This is a genomic window from Phyllobacterium sp. LjRoot231 (genome assembly GCF_964253365.1).
Taxonomy (GTDB): domain Bacteria; phylum Pseudomonadota; class Alphaproteobacteria; order Rhizobiales; family Rhizobiaceae; genus Phyllobacterium.
In genome coordinates this window covers 412,108-426,624 of sequence record NZ_CAXUQT020000003.1, presented here as the reverse complement: position 1 = coordinate 426,624, position 14,517 = coordinate 412,108, and the positions used below count along the sequence as shown (strand labels likewise).

Below are 14,517 nucleotides of genomic sequence, written 5' to 3'. Positions count from 1 at the left end.
GTTTCTAGTGCCAGGTTCATTTGACGAAGGTATTCGCGACGCGGCGCGAATTGGTCAGATACGCAATCCATGATGCCGAAAAGGCAAAGGGGGCGAATATTTCCGTCGAGATAAGCGTATCGATTTCGACGTCGAAAACGATACTGACCACGACAAGATCGACAATCGTATAAACAAGCGAGAACAGCACAACGACGATATAGGCCTTCGGAAAATGGCGGCTCTTCATAAAGAACAGGCCCGTAACGGCGAAGACCAAAAGAACGATAAGCCAACCGATCAGCGTTTCGCCATAGGCGACGAGCAGGGCGCTATAGGAGTGACGCGCGAAGGAATCCCACTCTGCGCCTGTGTAGTTGCGATCGATCGTTTGCACGAGTGTACGCAGCGGTCCAAAGACCATGCCGAGCGCCATAAGAGCGAGCCAGCCGCGAATTCCGGTGAGTTCGGGCTCCATCGTTGTTTCTGTCATTGCCATTTCCTGTATCCCCCTTTGTTGGTTTTATGAGCAGATCAAATCGAAACTGTAGGTTTGCCCGTTTGGCGTCAAATAGCTGTAGACCACGCGATAGTTGTGCTGGAGAAATTGCTTCTGGCTCGGACAAACGCTTTTTTGTACAGCAGGCTGAACCGCCCCTCAGAAGCTGCTGCAGCGGTTTGCGATCCGGAAAAACCCGCGACTTGGAAAGCAATCTGCTGGCATCTTCTCTACGTCTTTCGACGAATCTTGTCGTTAGCCCAGCGTCCAGAAACTTGTCATGGAGTACAAATCTTCGGGGTGCTGTCACTTTATTTTGGTTTAACGAGTTGCCGATGGCTTTGGTGCATCGATCTTTTTTCAATGGTTTGGAAGTAGGCCTGTTGGATCGCAATCAGTCTGATCCGAGCCATGCCGTTCAAACATAATGCCGCCCGCCGCCATCGCATTGGCAAGATGAAGTTCAAAGTGACAAACTGGCGGGAATACGAGGCAGGTCTTCGCCGGCGTGGTAGCCTGACATTATGGGTAACGCCGGAAGCATTGGCCGGATGGCATGCGCCCCGGCGGAGAATCTGTGGCGGCCAGCGCCGGTATTCCGATCTTGCCATTGAGACAGCCCTGACACTGGCTTGCGTATTCAGCCTGCCCCTTCGCCAGACCGAGGGATTCATCGGGTCGATACTTGATCTTTTGGGACTGCAACTGCCTGTCCCTGATCATACGACCTTGAGCCGCCGGGCACAGAAATGGGAACGACCAGCCGGAAGACTGCCGTCGATGCCGGACGGGCCAATCCATGTCCTGATCGACAGCACTGGGTTGAAAATATACGGCGCTGGCCAAAGGCTGGAAGCCAGGCACGGCACCAGATCGCGGCGCAACTGGCGCAAACTCCACCTGGCAGTGAACGCCGGTAACGGTGACATAGTCGCAGAAACATTGACCGATCAGACCATCGATGATCCTGCGCAGGTGGAGCCATTGCTCAATCAGATCGACGGTGAGATTGGTCAATTCACAGCCGATGGTGCCTATGACGGCAGTCCCACCTACCGCGCCGTTCTTAAGCACAGCGACACCGCCAACATCGTCATTCCACCTCGGTCGACGGCGGTGGAAAGCAATGGCGATACGGGGCCGCCCGATCAAAGAGACAAGCACATCGCAGCGATCGCAAAAGACGGTCGGCTGAAATGGCAGGTAACCACCGGCTATGGCAAGCGCTCATTGGTCAAGACCGCGATCGGTCCATACAAGAACCTGATCGGTCGACGCTTGCGGGCCCGTTCGTTTCCGGCTCAGCAGACCGAGGTTGCCATTGGCTGCATCGTGCTCAATCGCATGCTGGCATGTGCACGCCCGAACTCTGTCCGCTGCCAAGAAAAGCAGGCGTAATCGCCAACATCAAAGAACCAATTGCGTCCGTTGACAACTCCAGCTGCATTCATGCACCAGCGCCACGGCGATCGGAACTCTGGGATTGTTGCTGATCGCGCGTGGCAGGTTTCTGCCAATTCTTTTCCCAGTTCCAGGGCTCTGGTGTCTCATAACCGCAATAACACTATGGACGATGGGATCGTCGGAGGCATGGCTACCGATAACAGCTGTCGCTTTGACGCTCGTCTCGGCTGTTTGGACCGCGGCCCGAGGGAGAACGTCTGATTGATGAGATGGTACGGATTTGCCTGCTCGCAATCGGGAATGGGGCATCACACGGCGATCCGGATCGGAAGCAATCCCGCACGATCACGAACGTTGTTTTGTCGACGGCCAGAAACAAAGCCTGTTTCGATGAAATATCTTCACTGTTCCAGGCGAGGTAATCCGTTGATTGTCGCGTGACAAAAGCGACGGTGTTGGATCCGACCTTGCTACCAATGTAGACACTACCCCATTAAAATTACCAGTCTCGACAGACGTTTCCTTCGTCATGGCGGATTTTGAACGGTGATCTTGATCGATGAATAGTATGCGGCGACATTCGCTATATCCTCATCGCTCAAGCCCTTGAGCACGACTGTCATCTGCTCGTTCTTGCGCTCGCCGGCCTTGAAGGCCGTCAACGCCCTCACGAGATAAGCCTCCTTCTGGCCAGCTATATTCGGCGCCTCAGGCAGCTTGGCAAGGCCATCCTTGCCATGGCAAACTTGGCACTTCAGCATGACCTTTTTGCCCGAAGCCGCATCACCTGCAGCCTCCGCAACAGTCGAACAGGCAACAAGAGCAGCCAGACTTACTATCAAACCGCGAATATCAACCTCCTATTTCTATATAGGGGGAATGAGTCATGCGGCAGGCAGAGCCCGCCGCATGGCGAAGTTTACTTAAGTGCCGTAGGAAATCCGCCAGACTGCTCCGGCCAAATCGTCGGACACCAGCAGTGAACCGTCGTTAAGCACCTGAACATCGACCGGACGACCGAGATACTCGCCATTCCCGTTCAGCCAGCCTTCAGCGAACACTTCCGTCTTGTCCGCCGAGCCGTCTGCCTTAAGCGAGGTGAACAGCACCCGAGCACCCACGGGGTTTACGCGGTTCCAGGAACCGTGCTGGGCCGAGAAGATACCGCCCCGGTATTTCTCGGGGAACTGCTTGCCAGTGTAGAACGACAGGCCGAGGTCGGCCGCGTGAGCATCTTGCTCGACCGCCGGGAAGATCACGCCTTCGGGCACTGTGGTGTCCTTGTACTCATTGGTGCGGGTCTTGCCGCCGCCATACCATGGGAAGCCAAAATTCTGGTCTGGCCCGGTAACATGGTTCATTTCACCCGGGGGGATGGTGTCACCCATGCCGTCGACCTGATTGTCATTCACCCAAATTGTCTTGTCCTTTGGATTGAAGTCGATGCCGAGGGGATTGCGCATACCGCGCGAGTAGATCTTGCGGTCGGAACCGTCCTGTTTCATGCTTATGATACCGCCGATGCCCAGTCTCTGAAACTCCGGGAGTACTTCGGGCGCTGGCACATTGAAGGGCTGGCCGATCGTAATATACAGTCGGCCATCGGGCCCGACGCGGCAGGTGCGCGCGGTGTGATTGTAGCTCTCATTAGACGCGGGGATCAGTTCACCTTGCTTGACGATGGCGAAGGCCGCGACATCCGGGCCTTCATAGAAAAACTCGGCCGCCGGAAACCACAGCACGCGGTTCTGTTCCGCGAGATAAAGGTGGCCATCCTTGGAGAAACAAACGCCGTTCGGCACCGCCATCTTGATCGAAGGCGCGAACACCTTCACATCGTCGGCGACGCGGTTCTTGTCGCGGTCGGTCATCGAGTAGACCAATTCCTTGCGGGTACCAACGAAAGTCACCACACCTTGTGGTCCCACGGCCATATGACGGGCGTCGGGAACGATGGCATAGAGACTGACCTTGAAGCCATCGGGAACTTTGATTTTCGCCGCGATTGCTTTGAGGGCTTCAGCGTTTTCCCCAGTCTGCGGGATTGGCTCCATCATCGGTGTGCCGGTAGTCTTGAAGCCGCCAAGTTTCTCGAGATTGGCGTCCTGCGCAAAGGCGGACGTTAAATAAAAGACGGCTGCGCATGATAAAACGAAAGCGAGTTTCTTGATCACGGTATCCTCCCAAGTGGCCAGCTTGCGGCATCTGAAATAGCCAGATACTACGTCGCGGGCGGTCGCTTTTGTTTGAGATTTCCGGCACCAAGCGTAGACTCTGCAAGTCTGACTCAAGACTAGGAAGTATTGCACAAATCAATTTGCCTGACAATCAACTGGGTTTACAGCTGGTTTGCAGTAGCAGCATAACTTGTTGACTCACCGAGTATCGATATTATCGCCGCCGCCGGTAGAGCCCCTCACTCGCATAGATTAGACAAGGCCAGCGGCACTCCTCATCATGCTAGTAGGCATCAAAGTGTGGGTAAGCAATCTCAACCTCGCCGGAGCTGCTTAGTTCGCACAAGTACAGCAGATCTTCCAACCACAACTATCTCCGAGCTAGAGATCCTGCGCGGGCCCTCCAAGGGACATTCCGTGAATCGGGGCGGCGAAAAAACGCGTGGTCGCGGACGGCGTCTCGAGAACGGTAGTCTTTCTCAGCCGCCGTAAAGATAGTTCGGAAGCCAGAGCGTTATGCCGGGCCAGATGTACATGATGATCATGCAAACGATGACGATCAGCATGTAAGGCATCATGCCTGCGAAGATCTGGTTGAGTGTGACATGCGGCGGAGAGACGCCTTTGAGATAGAACGCCGACATCGCGACCGGGGGTGACAAGAACGCCGCTTGCAAGTTCACGAAGACGAGTACTCCCCAAAGAACCGGGTCTATGTTGAAGTGCTTCAACATCGGTAGAAAGATCGGCACGAAAATGATGATGATCTCGGTCCATTCGAGCGGCCAGCCGAGAATGAAGATGATCGCTTGCGACAGGATCATGAACTGTACTGGCGTCAGGTCAAGCGACAGCACCCATTGCTCGAGCAGCGCCTGACCGCCGAGGATTGCGAAAACGGCGGAGAACAGCGCCGAGCCGACAAAGAGCCAGCACACCATCGCCGTGGTCTTTGCGGTGAGGAACACTGCTTCCTTGGTGCGCTTCCAGTTGAGTGTTCGGGCGTGGAATGCCAGCAGAAAGGCACCGGCGGCACCGACTGCCGCGGACTCGGTGGCCGTCGTTATTCCAAACAGGATGACGGCGAGCACGACGGCGGTGAGAATACCCAGTGGCATCACGGATGAGGTCAGAAGCTTCACGACCTCTAGCCGCTCGGCATTCATATTCCGGTAGTAACGAACGAGCACTATTGCGGCGAGCGCGGCAATGATCCCGAACGAAACATAGAAACCGGTCGCTGGCCCAACAGGCGTTGCCGGCCCAGCTTCCACCACCGGTGAGCCAAGCTGCTCCAATCCAGCAGCTGCTTCGGTGTCGGCTGAGGCTTGCGGATGGATGACGACATACCACCACACCAGCAAAAGGGTGAGTGCTGTCAAGGCGAACGGTACCAGCGCGGCACAGAAATTCCTGAGCAGCTTCCAATACGTAAGAGGTCCATCCTCAGCCATCAGCGCCATAGCCCTGGATGGTGCGAACAACGCTGAAAAAAGCCCGACAAGCATGTTGCGTGAATAGACTGCCTGAAAGCTTCGCATCCATGTAGGCACCGGGACTTTTGTCTGTTCCTCCGGCAAGGGTGGAGCAATCTTCGGATTGATGGTCGCCCAGGCAAGAATGTAGACGAGATAAAGGAAGGCGAGGAAAAAGCCGGGGAACATCGCAGCGGCGTAGAGCTTCACGACGGACTGCCCCGCGACCGCCGCATAGACGATGATCATGACAGACGGCGGGATCAGAATACCCAGCGTGCCACCCGCAGTGATTACACCGGAAGCGAGCTTCACATCGTATCCGGCACGCAGCATCGGGTTGAAGGCAATCACCCCCATCAAGACCACCACTGCGCCGACGAGGCCGCTGGCGATGCCCCAGAACGTGCAGACGATGAGTGTCGCAACGGCGAGTGACGCCGGCACGCGCCGGAACGAAAGCTGGATGCTGTAGAACATCTTGTCGACCAAGGCTCCGCGTTCCATCACATACCCCATGAGCACGAACAGCGGGATGGAGATCAGAACGTCGTTGGTCATGGCCCCATAGGTGCGTTGGACCATCAGATCGAAGATGCGATTATCTATCCAGTGCTCCGCTGGGTTGTAGAACGCGTAGAAGCCGAAAAACATGCCAAGGCCCATCAGCGTGAAGGCCGTCGGGAAACCCATCATGATAACGACCACGATGAGCATAAGCATCGTTAGTCCGAGGACAGGATCGCTCATGTTTGCAGGTCTCCCCCCGAACCACGTTTGCGCGCGGTCTCATCAATTTGCTGCGCGCGCTCGATCGCAACTTTGCGCGTTTCCTCATCCACATGCTCGCTGTGCGCGAGCTGCTCCTCGACGACGTCGATCTCCGCGACATCCTTGAGCCGGCTGGGCCATTCCCCGGTCTTGAGACAGACGATACAGCGCGTGATTTCGGCTACGCCCTGAAGCATCACAAAGGCACCAGCCAACGGAATGACCGACTTGAAGTAGTAAATCGGCGGGCCTTCTGCCGTCACAGTTGAGTGCTCCCCGATCCGCCATGAGAGCGCTGCGTAGTCGTAGCCTGCGTAAACGAGGGCGGCGATCCCCGGCAGGAAGAAGACGATGTACAATACCAGATCAAGCGCCGCTTGCGTCCGGGGCCGCATCGAGCTGTAGAGAAAATCGCCTCGCACATGGGCGTTTTGCGCCAGCGTGTACGCTCCCGCGAGCATGAATAACGTGCCGTAAAACATGCTGCTGGCGTCGAATATCCACGCCGTTGGCATGTTCATGATATAGCGCTTGAAGACCTCGATGCAGACGAGCGTCATCAGTCCGACGATGAGCCACGCTGCGGCCTTTCCGACCCACACGCTGATGGCATCGACCGTATGCAGAAAATGCTGAACGTTCACGCAAGCCCCCGATGGCGAGAGGATATTTTAGGCGGACAAAGCACCCCAGGTCATGATCCCAATGATGCTTTGCCCGAATTACGCGTCAGATCTTCTTCGCCGCCGCGTTCTGTCCGAAATAGTGATCGAACGCCATCCGTCGGCCGACAACGGTGTCCTGTTCCCATCGCGTCGCCCGCTCGGCAAAGGTGATCTGCGATTCGAGGATCTCCTTGAAAAGCGGGTTTTCCGCCGCCTTTTTCTTCACGACCTCGTCGTAAACCTCCAATTGTCTCTTGAGGATCGCGTCAGGCGTCTTGTAGAATTTGACTTTGTCGGTCGTCTGCATCTCCACATAGTCTTTTGAATAGCGGTCAATCGCCTTCCAGTGCATGTCCTGCGAAGCCGCTTCGACCGCATTGCGGATGATGGCCTTCATTTGTTCGGGCAGAGCGTCGTATTTCGTCTTGTTGAACAAGATCTCGAACTGCTCTGCATTCTGGTGATAGCTCTGCAACATGCAGATCTTGGATACGTCCGGAAAACCAAGCGTCCGGTCAGATGAGGCATTGTTGAATTCGGCCGCGTCAAGCAATCCGCGGTCCAATGCCGAGACGATTTCGCCGCCCGGCAACGCGTTGACCGCTGCGCCTAGACCAGTGAAGACATCAATGGAGATGCCAACGGTACGGAACTTCAAGCCATTGAGATCCTCGACCTTGCCAATGGGTTTTTTGAACCAGCCGAGCGGCTGTGTCGGCATCGGTCCATAGGGGAATGAAACGACATTGGCGCCTATGGAGTCATACAGCTTTGCGAGAAGCTCCTTCCCGCCGCCGTATTTGTGCCACGCGAGCAGCATGTTGGCATCCATGGCGAAGCCTGGTCCGGATCCCCACAGCGCCAGCGCTGTTTGCTTCCCGTAATGGTAGACAAGTACGCCGTGGCCGCCGTCAAGCGTGCCTTGCGACACCGCATCAAGCAGGCCAAATGCAGGCACCACGGCGCCTGCCGGCAGCACCTCGATCTTGAGGTCGCCACCTGTCATGTCGTTGATCTTCTTGGCGAAATCGAGCGCGAACTCGTGAAAGATATCCTTGGAGGGCCATGTGCTTTGCCAGCGCATGCTGACAGGCCCTTGTGCCTTGACGACGCTTGGTGCAGCAACGATCGCTGCCCCTGCCACCGCCGCCCCGCTTAGGAACTTGCGGCGCGAAGTCTTATCCCATGTTTGGGTCCTTGATTTGGTCATTTGCTCCTCCCGAAAGCACGGGCTTATGCGCCCGTGTCAAACAATACTACTCAATGACCGGACAAGCAAAGGACTGCTCGATGACGGCCAAAGCAAATATTGCAAGAGGATGGCGATCAAATACTACAATTCTGTATTGCTGAACTTGCAAATAGACCCAGTGCGCCGCGTGATGTGTCGAGCAGCGACAGTAATGGCGCGAAAGCGCCAATGGTATCGGCTAGTGAATGCAGGTTCTGGCAGACTGGGATTGCGCGTCCTAAGTTCAATCCCGTTCGATGTCACAGGGGTGCATCAAGCCGCTTGAAGAACGTTTGTGTTATGGATATTCGCGAGAGGTTCAGGTGCGGCTTGTAGGCAACTTCAAAGCCACGACGGTAAAGAACACGCCCAAGACGGCGTCGATACCAAGACGCGTTCGACCGTAGGCGGCAACAACGCGCTTGGTTGAAAAGGCTTCCGCGTAGGCGATATGCCCGACCACCGATAGGATTGTCGTGCCGACGATGATGATGAGGGCGGTCGTTGCGGGCGCGACATGATCGCGGTCCATGTCAAATCAGCCTTCGGATTGGTCATTTGGACGGTAAGGCCACGAAGAAAGAAGGCGCGAAGGTTTCTCATGCCGCTGTAGATGGGCCTATTGTGGGAATCGGGGATGCTGCCGAGCGAAAAGCTTTGAAGGCAAGCCAGAGAAAATGCGGGGGTCTTTTGCATTTACTCTCTGCCTCGGCGCCTTGGGTTGCAAAGTCCCGGCGCAAGCTCGCTCCACCCGCCGAGGGCTTGGCAAGCGCTGCAATGAACCACTATGTCTTCTGTTACATCTTTGAAATGTCCGAGTAGAAGGCGCTGCACCAGCTTGTGACTTAGCTTCGGTGCCATAGTTCGGCTTATAAAGCTGTGCGGCCTTCACGCTCGCTAGCGATATTGGAGATGACTGTTTCCTGATTAGCGGCAACCCAAGCCAGAACTTCCGCATCGCGCAACCCCCGATCGAATAGCTTCATGACTATTCGAGCCAGTCGGTTCGCGTGTTCGTGCGTGTGTGGGCAACGCCCAAGCAGTTCGGACGCCTTTGCATGGGCCCGCTGCATAATCTCCCAATCATTGTTTGAATAAAAATATCGGCCGGTCAAATGAAGCATGATGGTCTCCCCATTTGGTTAAGGCGGGAGCACAGCTGATCTCTCGAGCGCCAGTGGCCAAACTATGCAATGTCCGGCGACAAGATGAGTTTACGCCTATTCCGATAGATTGCGAATCCTTTCAAGAATTCAGCCCGGCCCCGAGTGGGGCTGAGCTTTTCCATTACTTTCCTGGCTCATACGCGCAATCCCAGATTGCCACGGTTTCGGTCGTGATCAATGCTGAGCCCCTGTCGAGAGGCATTTTTGGAACTTGTCCATTGCTATCTCGGCGACTGTAAAACGCGTTTCGTGAATGTTGGTTCCCAGAAAGTGAGGCTTGGCCTCATTGTGTTCGGGGGAAGAATACCTTCGACCAAGCCCCTGCTGGCCGGGGGATGCCAACAAGGTATTTTACTCTCAACTAGTGAGAAATTACATCAAATACCGTGCAGGAAGCGGACCCGAAGTCAGTTCTTACCGCGAAGAACTCGGCGTTTTTCTGCGCCTGTGGCTCGTCATTCTGGTTGGAGTAGCGGTCATTCTTTTCTCCAGCTGGCTGATCACGCATGGTGAAATGGACCTTGCCCAAAAAAGTGCTGAATCTGGGTTGGGTGCAATTCGATGAGGGGTTTCCGAATATCGCGCCGAGTTTCGTCATCCTTGGGTCCCACAAGACTTCGTCAAAACTTATCGAAGGCAAACAGCGAACGTCGTACAAACCCGTCACTCGGGTCAATCGTATCATTCATTCCGATTGCACTTGGGATGTTGATCCTCTCGGCAGTCTTCGCAGCATTGGCGAAACTTGTTCCTTAATGGGATTCATAAAGGCAGCGCATGATTAGTCGGCTGCAGGCCATTGACCTCACCAATGAGTTGATCCTCTGCTAGATCGTCCACTTGATACTATTTAATAAGACCTGCCGCGCGCATGGCTTTCTCGATCACCAGACTGACTGACTGTGTTCCGTTTTCCCGAACAAGCCGCTTATCCGGAACCGGCGCGTACGGGATGACATTCTGGGTCTGGGTCACAGCCTCTCCTTGGATAAGGTTCCAAGATTTGGCGATGTGCCATGTCGAGGAGATGCCGACATCCAGCATGAACGGGCGTGCACTCCCGGCGCTTTGCGAACCAGTGGTCTGGATAGGCGTACCGTGTCCCATGCCCTTTATTGAGTAGGCCTTTATGACAGCGATGCCTTCTGCATTGCGCCATCTACGTACGGTATGACCATCGACAGTGCCCGTCGTCGGCGGTCTTTCGATCTCATGCAGAGAGTACCACTGCGCGACGATGGCCTCCATGTTCACCGGGTCCACTGTCATGTCGTCCGTACCATGCCATATGGAAACGGACGGCCAAGGTCCGTTGTAGTCCGATGCACCGCGAACGCGGTCGGCAAGCATGGCGCTTTCCTGCAGGCCGTGTCCCCGCATTCTATCAAACGCCTCGGGAATGCTTGAAGCCGTTGCGTAGGGCAGACCCGCTATGGTCGCACCGCCTGCAAAGAGATCGGGGTAAGTGGCCAGCATCGCCCCAGCCATGGCACCACCAGCCGACAGACCCGTTATGAAGGTTCTCGATCGGTCCAGAGAATGCCTTCTGATCATGGTTGACGCCATCTGGCTAATGGACAGGGCTTCTCCATGCCCGCGCGTGGTGTCTGCCGTGGCAAACCAGTTGAAACAAAGGTTCGGGTTGTTTGATCGCTGCTGTTCGGGAAAGAGCAGGGCGAATCCATGTTTATCTGCGAGTTGCGACCACCCCGAGCCTATGTCGTATTCTGCTGCCGTTTGCGTGCAGCCGTGCAGCACGACCACCAATGGCGCATCGATCACCAAGCCGACGGGAACGTAGTGCCAAGCACGCAGGTTGCCGGGATTGGAGCCAAAATCCGGAAGTGGCTTCAGGGAAGAATTGGTTGCCCTGCTCAAGGGGCGGTCGGCAAATGTATTTCTGGCGTTTAGTCTTTTTATCGTGTCGGCAATGTTCCGCATGGTGTCACCTTTCAGTCAACGTCCACAATAGTGCCCTCCCACATGCCCCTAATGCTGCAACTGCGAAATAGTTGCTGCACTGCACAAATTAAACTTTTAATGAAAAGGTGCAAGCGTTGATGACCTGCACAACGCCATTAGATAGCGCTATTATTCAAATTGCGCGTCCTTGGTCCAATTTGAAGGCGCTGGAAACGTGCAAAAATGCTTCCAAGGGCTCTAGGACAGCAAAACGCATTCCCGGAAATCTTGGAGTTCTTTTTTTTGACCCCAGCCGTGGATTCCCCTCCCACGGCAACCTGTTGCTCCCGCCATCCCTCCCCAGGACGGGAGCAACTTTTTCCTGGAACTGCGGGTTAGCTGCGCCGTCCACCCTCTACCGGAAGCCTGACGGTCAGTTTGCATTAGACGGCCTTGGTTCTCGGGTCACAAAATGGAGATTGCCACCCAGCTCGGAAACAACGAGCTGTCGCTCGTCCCAGAAGAGGACGGACACGGGCCGCGTCAAACCGTCGAGAATGATCTCCCGGTGACCTGTCGTCTTGTCGAGCCGGAGCAAACGACCGCTGCCTTTCTGGAATCCTTGCTTCTGATCGAAGGTGCCATGTTCAAGAACCAGCATCCCGCCATCGTTGTCGAAGGCGATGCCGACGGGCGCATTCAGGCCTTCGACTTCAAGCCGCGGTGTTGTTGCGCCACCGGCTTCAGGGATGGATATGACCTTTCCAGCGCCCGCCAGGAAGGGAAAGCCGCCGAACAGCGCGACATGAAGGCGTCCGTCGCAAAGCGCGATGCCTGTCGGCACCGCGTCGACTTGGTAGCTGTTTCCTTCCGCGAACTCGGTAGGCGAAAGGCTCCGCATTGCTGTGGCTGTCTCCCGGCGGAAGCTGATGATTGTGTCTTTCCGGCCGTCCGCTTGTACGCGTTCAACGCTGTTTCGTGCGGCATCGATCACGTAGTAGGTTCCGCCCGCCGCGATGAAGGCGAACGGATTCCAGAAATCGCTGTTGATGACACGGACCTCACCAGCGCCGTCGAGCGCGACGAGCGCATGGTCAAGCGGACCGGCGTCGGTGTCGACCGGCGTCCATCCCTGCGCGATAACATGGATGTCGCCGGTGTGAACGACGCGGTAGGGACCCGTCGGGTCGCCCATCACGTCGAGGCCATGGGGAAAGGCCGGGCCGAACGCGGCAAACTTGCCGTCCGAGCCGCGCCGATAGAGCCGACCGCTGGCGAGATCGGTGACGAGCAGCACCTCGCCGTCGCGCGACAGGCCGGAGAATGCGGCACCCGGCACGTTAATCGTCTCAAGCCTGTAGCCGGACGCAACCGTCGGCTCTGCACCGGCGTCAGCCGCCAGGAAAAGAAGACCGGCGACGATCATCAGGACGCGGAACGGACGCATCGGAAGCCTCCATTGGCTGAAAAGCGGAATTCTGAATCATATGCGAGGCGATAGGTCGTCGTGAGGTGGGCGGGATCGCTGTTCCAGGAGCCGCCGCGCAATACGCGGTATCGTCCGTCACTTGTCGCGCCGTGCCCGCCTTCATAGGGCGCGTAGATATCGCGTGTCCACTCCCAAACGTTGCCGACGAGATCAAGGACGCCCTCGCTGCTCGCGCCATTGGCAAAGGACTCCGCCGGCGCGGTCATGAGATAGCCGTCGCGCGCGTCACCCGAACAGCAGGCATCGGCGCCGGAATTTGCACGGGTCGCGTCGGGCGGGGCCACGCCCCATGGAAACGCGGCACCGTCCGTTCCCCGCGCTGCCCGCTCATATTGCTGCTCCGACGGCAGAGCCAGTCCATGGTAACGGCAAAAGGCATCGGCATCGGCCCAGCTTACCCCGACGACCGGCCGTTCGTCCAATCCCAGCATCGGGTGGTTTGCGTAGAAGGCCGCTCGGTGGCCGGTCGCACGGACGAAGCGTCGATATTGCAGGTTCGTGATCTCGGTGCGATTGATCGCAAACGCTCCGCCCTCCAGCACGCGACGCGGGCGTTCGTTTTCAGGGCCGTCGTCGCGGCCAAAGACAAACGCGCCAGCGGTAATTTCGATCAGGGGATTGCCGGCGATGGGGCGACCATCGACCGCCGCCGCGCCATATGTCACGGTGATCACCATGGCTGCCGCCCATATGTCAGAAGTCGACGCGATATTGAGTCTCCCCATCGAACAGAAACACGCGATCCGTCGCGACCTTGACACCGATCTGCTGATCGATCTGACCGGCGAAATTCTTGTCGGCGCGCAGGGTCATGAGCTGACCGCTCAGCCGCAGGCTGACGAACGTGCTCTCTCCGGTGAGCTCCACTGAATAGATCGGCGCGACCAGATTGACGCCGGCGCCGTCGACTCCCGCCACATAGACGTCCTCCGGACGGACACCGAGGACGGCGCGCGAGACGTTCGCCCGGCCGAGACCCCCCACCCTGAAGCCGTCGCTGGCGAAAACGCCGTTTTTTACCTCTCCCGGAATCAGGTTCATCGGTGGCGAGCCGATAAATCCGGCGACGAACAGGGTACGAGGATTGTTGTAGATTTCCCTCGGCGTTCCAAGCTGCTCGATCACACCCTTGTTCATCACGGCCACGCGGTGGGCGAGCGTCATCGCCTCGATCTGATCGTGGGTGACGTAGATCGTGGTGACCTGAAGGTCGTGCTGAAGGTGCTTCAACTCCGCGCGCATCTGGGTGCGAAGCTTGGCGTCGAGATTGGACAGCGGCTCATCCATGAGAAAGACACGCGGCGTGCGGACGATAGCGCGGGCGAGCGCTACGCGCTGGCGCTGGCCACCGGAGAGTTCCTTCGGAAGACGCGACAGCATCGAGTCGAGCTCCACGCGCCGCGCGACCTCGGCTATTTGCCGCTTGCGTTCGGCGGGCGGAACTTTGCGGATCTTCAGCGGGTAGCCGATATTGTCCTCGACGGTGAGGTGGGGATATAGCGCATATGACTGGAAGACCATCGCGACATCGCGATATTTGGGCAGAACACCGTTGATGCGGTCCGCGTCGATGTAGATGTCGCCCGACGTGGCCTCCTCCAGGCCGGCGACCATGCGCATGGTTGTTGTCTTGCCGCAGCCGGAGGGTCCGAGCAGAACGAGAAACTCCTTGTCCATGATCTCCAGGTTGAAGTTGGCCACAGCGACAAATTCGCCGAACTTCTTGCTGACATTGTTGAATCTGACGGACGCCATGGAT

Annotated in this window: 13 protein-coding genes; 1 reads left to right on the top strand and 12 read right to left on the bottom strand. The window is 56.8% G+C overall.

The genetic code is table 11. The annotated features are described in order from the left end of the window. Positions 1-16: 16 nt before the first annotated feature. On the bottom strand, positions 17-472 hold the full coding sequence (locus ACSQ3H_RS28210; RefSeq protein ID WP_436120349.1) for a DUF2569 domain-containing protein: 456 nt from the start codon (positions 470-472) through the stop codon (positions 17-19). A 417-nt stretch (positions 473-889) separates the two neighbouring features. Between ACSQ3H_RS28210 and ACSQ3H_RS28205 the strand changes: the two genes are divergently transcribed. Continuing rightward, positions 890-1,876 (top strand): IS5 family transposase, encoded by a 987-nt coding sequence (locus ACSQ3H_RS28205; RefSeq protein ID WP_436120348.1) that lies wholly within the window; start codon positions 890-892, stop codon positions 1,874-1,876. 533 nt (positions 1,877-2,409) lie between these two features. On the opposite strand, the gene ACSQ3H_RS28200 is transcribed toward ACSQ3H_RS28205, so the two are convergent. From ACSQ3H_RS28200 to ACSQ3H_RS28150, 11 genes are all read right to left on the bottom strand, one after another. After that, the gene (locus tag ACSQ3H_RS28200; protein WP_436120347.1) at positions 2,410-2,724 is read right to left on the bottom strand and encodes a c-type cytochrome; all 315 of its coding nucleotides are present in this window, start codon (positions 2,722-2,724) and stop codon (positions 2,410-2,412) included. An 81-nt stretch (positions 2,725-2,805) separates the two neighbouring features. Next, positions 2,806-4,056, bottom strand: coding sequence for a PQQ-dependent sugar dehydrogenase (locus tag ACSQ3H_RS28195; RefSeq protein ID WP_436120346.1), 1,251 nt, complete (start codon positions 4,054-4,056; stop codon positions 2,806-2,808). Positions 4,057-4,538: 482 nt separating this feature from the next. Then, positions 4,539-6,284: a TRAP transporter large permease gene (locus ACSQ3H_RS28190; protein ID WP_436119985.1), complete on the bottom strand. Its 1,746-nt coding sequence runs from the start codon at positions 6,282-6,284 to the stop codon at positions 4,539-4,541. Then, the gene (locus ACSQ3H_RS28185; protein WP_436119986.1) at positions 6,281-6,949 is read right to left on the bottom strand and encodes a TRAP transporter small permease subunit; all 669 of its coding nucleotides are present in this window, start codon (positions 6,947-6,949) and stop codon (positions 6,281-6,283) included. The genes ACSQ3H_RS28190 and ACSQ3H_RS28185 overlap by 4 nt, the downstream gene beginning before the upstream one ends. A gap of 85 nt (positions 6,950-7,034) precedes the next feature. Beyond that, on the bottom strand, positions 7,035-8,180 hold the full coding sequence (locus tag ACSQ3H_RS28180; RefSeq protein ID WP_436120345.1) for a TRAP transporter substrate-binding protein: 1,146 nt from the start codon (positions 8,178-8,180) through the stop codon (positions 7,035-7,037). Between the two features lie 340 nt (positions 8,181-8,520). Further along, on the bottom strand, positions 8,521-8,733 hold the full coding sequence (locus tag ACSQ3H_RS28175; protein ID WP_436120344.1) for a hypothetical protein: 213 nt from the start codon (positions 8,731-8,733) through the stop codon (positions 8,521-8,523). Positions 8,734-9,070: 337 nt separating this feature from the next. After that, positions 9,071-9,325 carry a hypothetical protein gene (locus tag ACSQ3H_RS28170; protein WP_436120343.1) on the bottom strand — a complete coding sequence of 85 codons (255 nt, stop codon included), beginning with the start codon at positions 9,323-9,325 and terminating at the stop codon, positions 9,071-9,073. An 888-nt stretch (positions 9,326-10,213) separates the two neighbouring features. Further along, complete coding sequence (locus tag ACSQ3H_RS28165) at positions 10,214-11,308, bottom strand: extracellular catalytic domain type 1 short-chain-length polyhydroxyalkanoate depolymerase (protein ID WP_436120342.1); 1,095 nt, start codon at positions 11,306-11,308, stop codon at positions 10,214-10,216. Positions 11,309-11,702: 394 nt separating this feature from the next. Further along, positions 11,703-12,716 (bottom strand): ScyD/ScyE family protein, encoded by a 1,014-nt coding sequence (locus tag ACSQ3H_RS28160; RefSeq protein ID WP_436120341.1) that lies wholly within the window; start codon positions 12,714-12,716, stop codon positions 11,703-11,705. Then, positions 12,695-13,435 carry a formylglycine-generating enzyme family protein gene (locus tag ACSQ3H_RS28155; protein WP_436120340.1) on the bottom strand — a complete coding sequence of 247 codons (741 nt, stop codon included), beginning with the start codon at positions 13,433-13,435 and terminating at the stop codon, positions 12,695-12,697. The genes ACSQ3H_RS28160 and ACSQ3H_RS28155 overlap by 22 nt, the downstream gene beginning before the upstream one ends. Positions 13,436-13,451: 16 nt before the next feature. Further along, positions 13,452-14,513: an ABC transporter ATP-binding protein gene (locus ACSQ3H_RS28150; protein ID WP_436120339.1), complete on the bottom strand. Its 1,062-nt coding sequence runs from the start codon at positions 14,511-14,513 to the stop codon at positions 13,452-13,454. Positions 14,514-14,517 lie beyond the last annotated feature (4 nt).

Coding starts and splice junctions, on each gene's coding strand:
- ACSQ3H_RS28210 (WP_436120349.1), bottom strand. CDS start 472: ATGACAGAAACAACGATGGAGCCCGAACTCACCGGAATTCGCGGCTGG.
- ACSQ3H_RS28205 (WP_436120348.1), top strand. CDS start 890: ATGCCGTTCAAACATAATGCCGCCCGCCGCCATCGCATTGGCAAGATG.
- ACSQ3H_RS28190 (WP_436119985.1), bottom strand. CDS start 6,284: ATGAGCGATCCTGTCCTCGGACTAACGATGCTTATGCTCATCGTGGTC.
- ACSQ3H_RS28180 (WP_436120345.1), bottom strand. CDS start 8,180: ATGACCAAATCAAGGACCCAAACATGGGATAAGACTTCGCGCCGCAAG.
- ACSQ3H_RS28175 (WP_436120344.1), bottom strand. CDS start 8,733: ATGGACCGCGATCATGTCGCGCCCGCAACGACCGCCCTCATCATCATC.
- ACSQ3H_RS28170 (WP_436120343.1), bottom strand. CDS start 9,325: ATGCTTCATTTGACCGGCCGATATTTTTATTCAAACAATGATTGGGAG.
- ACSQ3H_RS28165 (WP_436120342.1), bottom strand. CDS start 11,308: ATGCGGAACATTGCCGACACGATAAAAAGACTAAACGCCAGAAATACA.
- ACSQ3H_RS28160 (WP_436120341.1), bottom strand. CDS start 12,716: ATGCGTCCGTTCCGCGTCCTGATGATCGTCGCCGGTCTTCTTTTCCTG.
- ACSQ3H_RS28155 (WP_436120340.1), bottom strand. CDS start 13,435: ATGGTGATCACCGTGACATATGGCGCGGCGGCGGTCGATGGTCGCCCC.
- ACSQ3H_RS28150 (WP_436120339.1), bottom strand. CDS start 14,513: ATGGCGTCCGTCAGATTCAACAATGTCAGCAAGAAGTTCGGCGAATTT.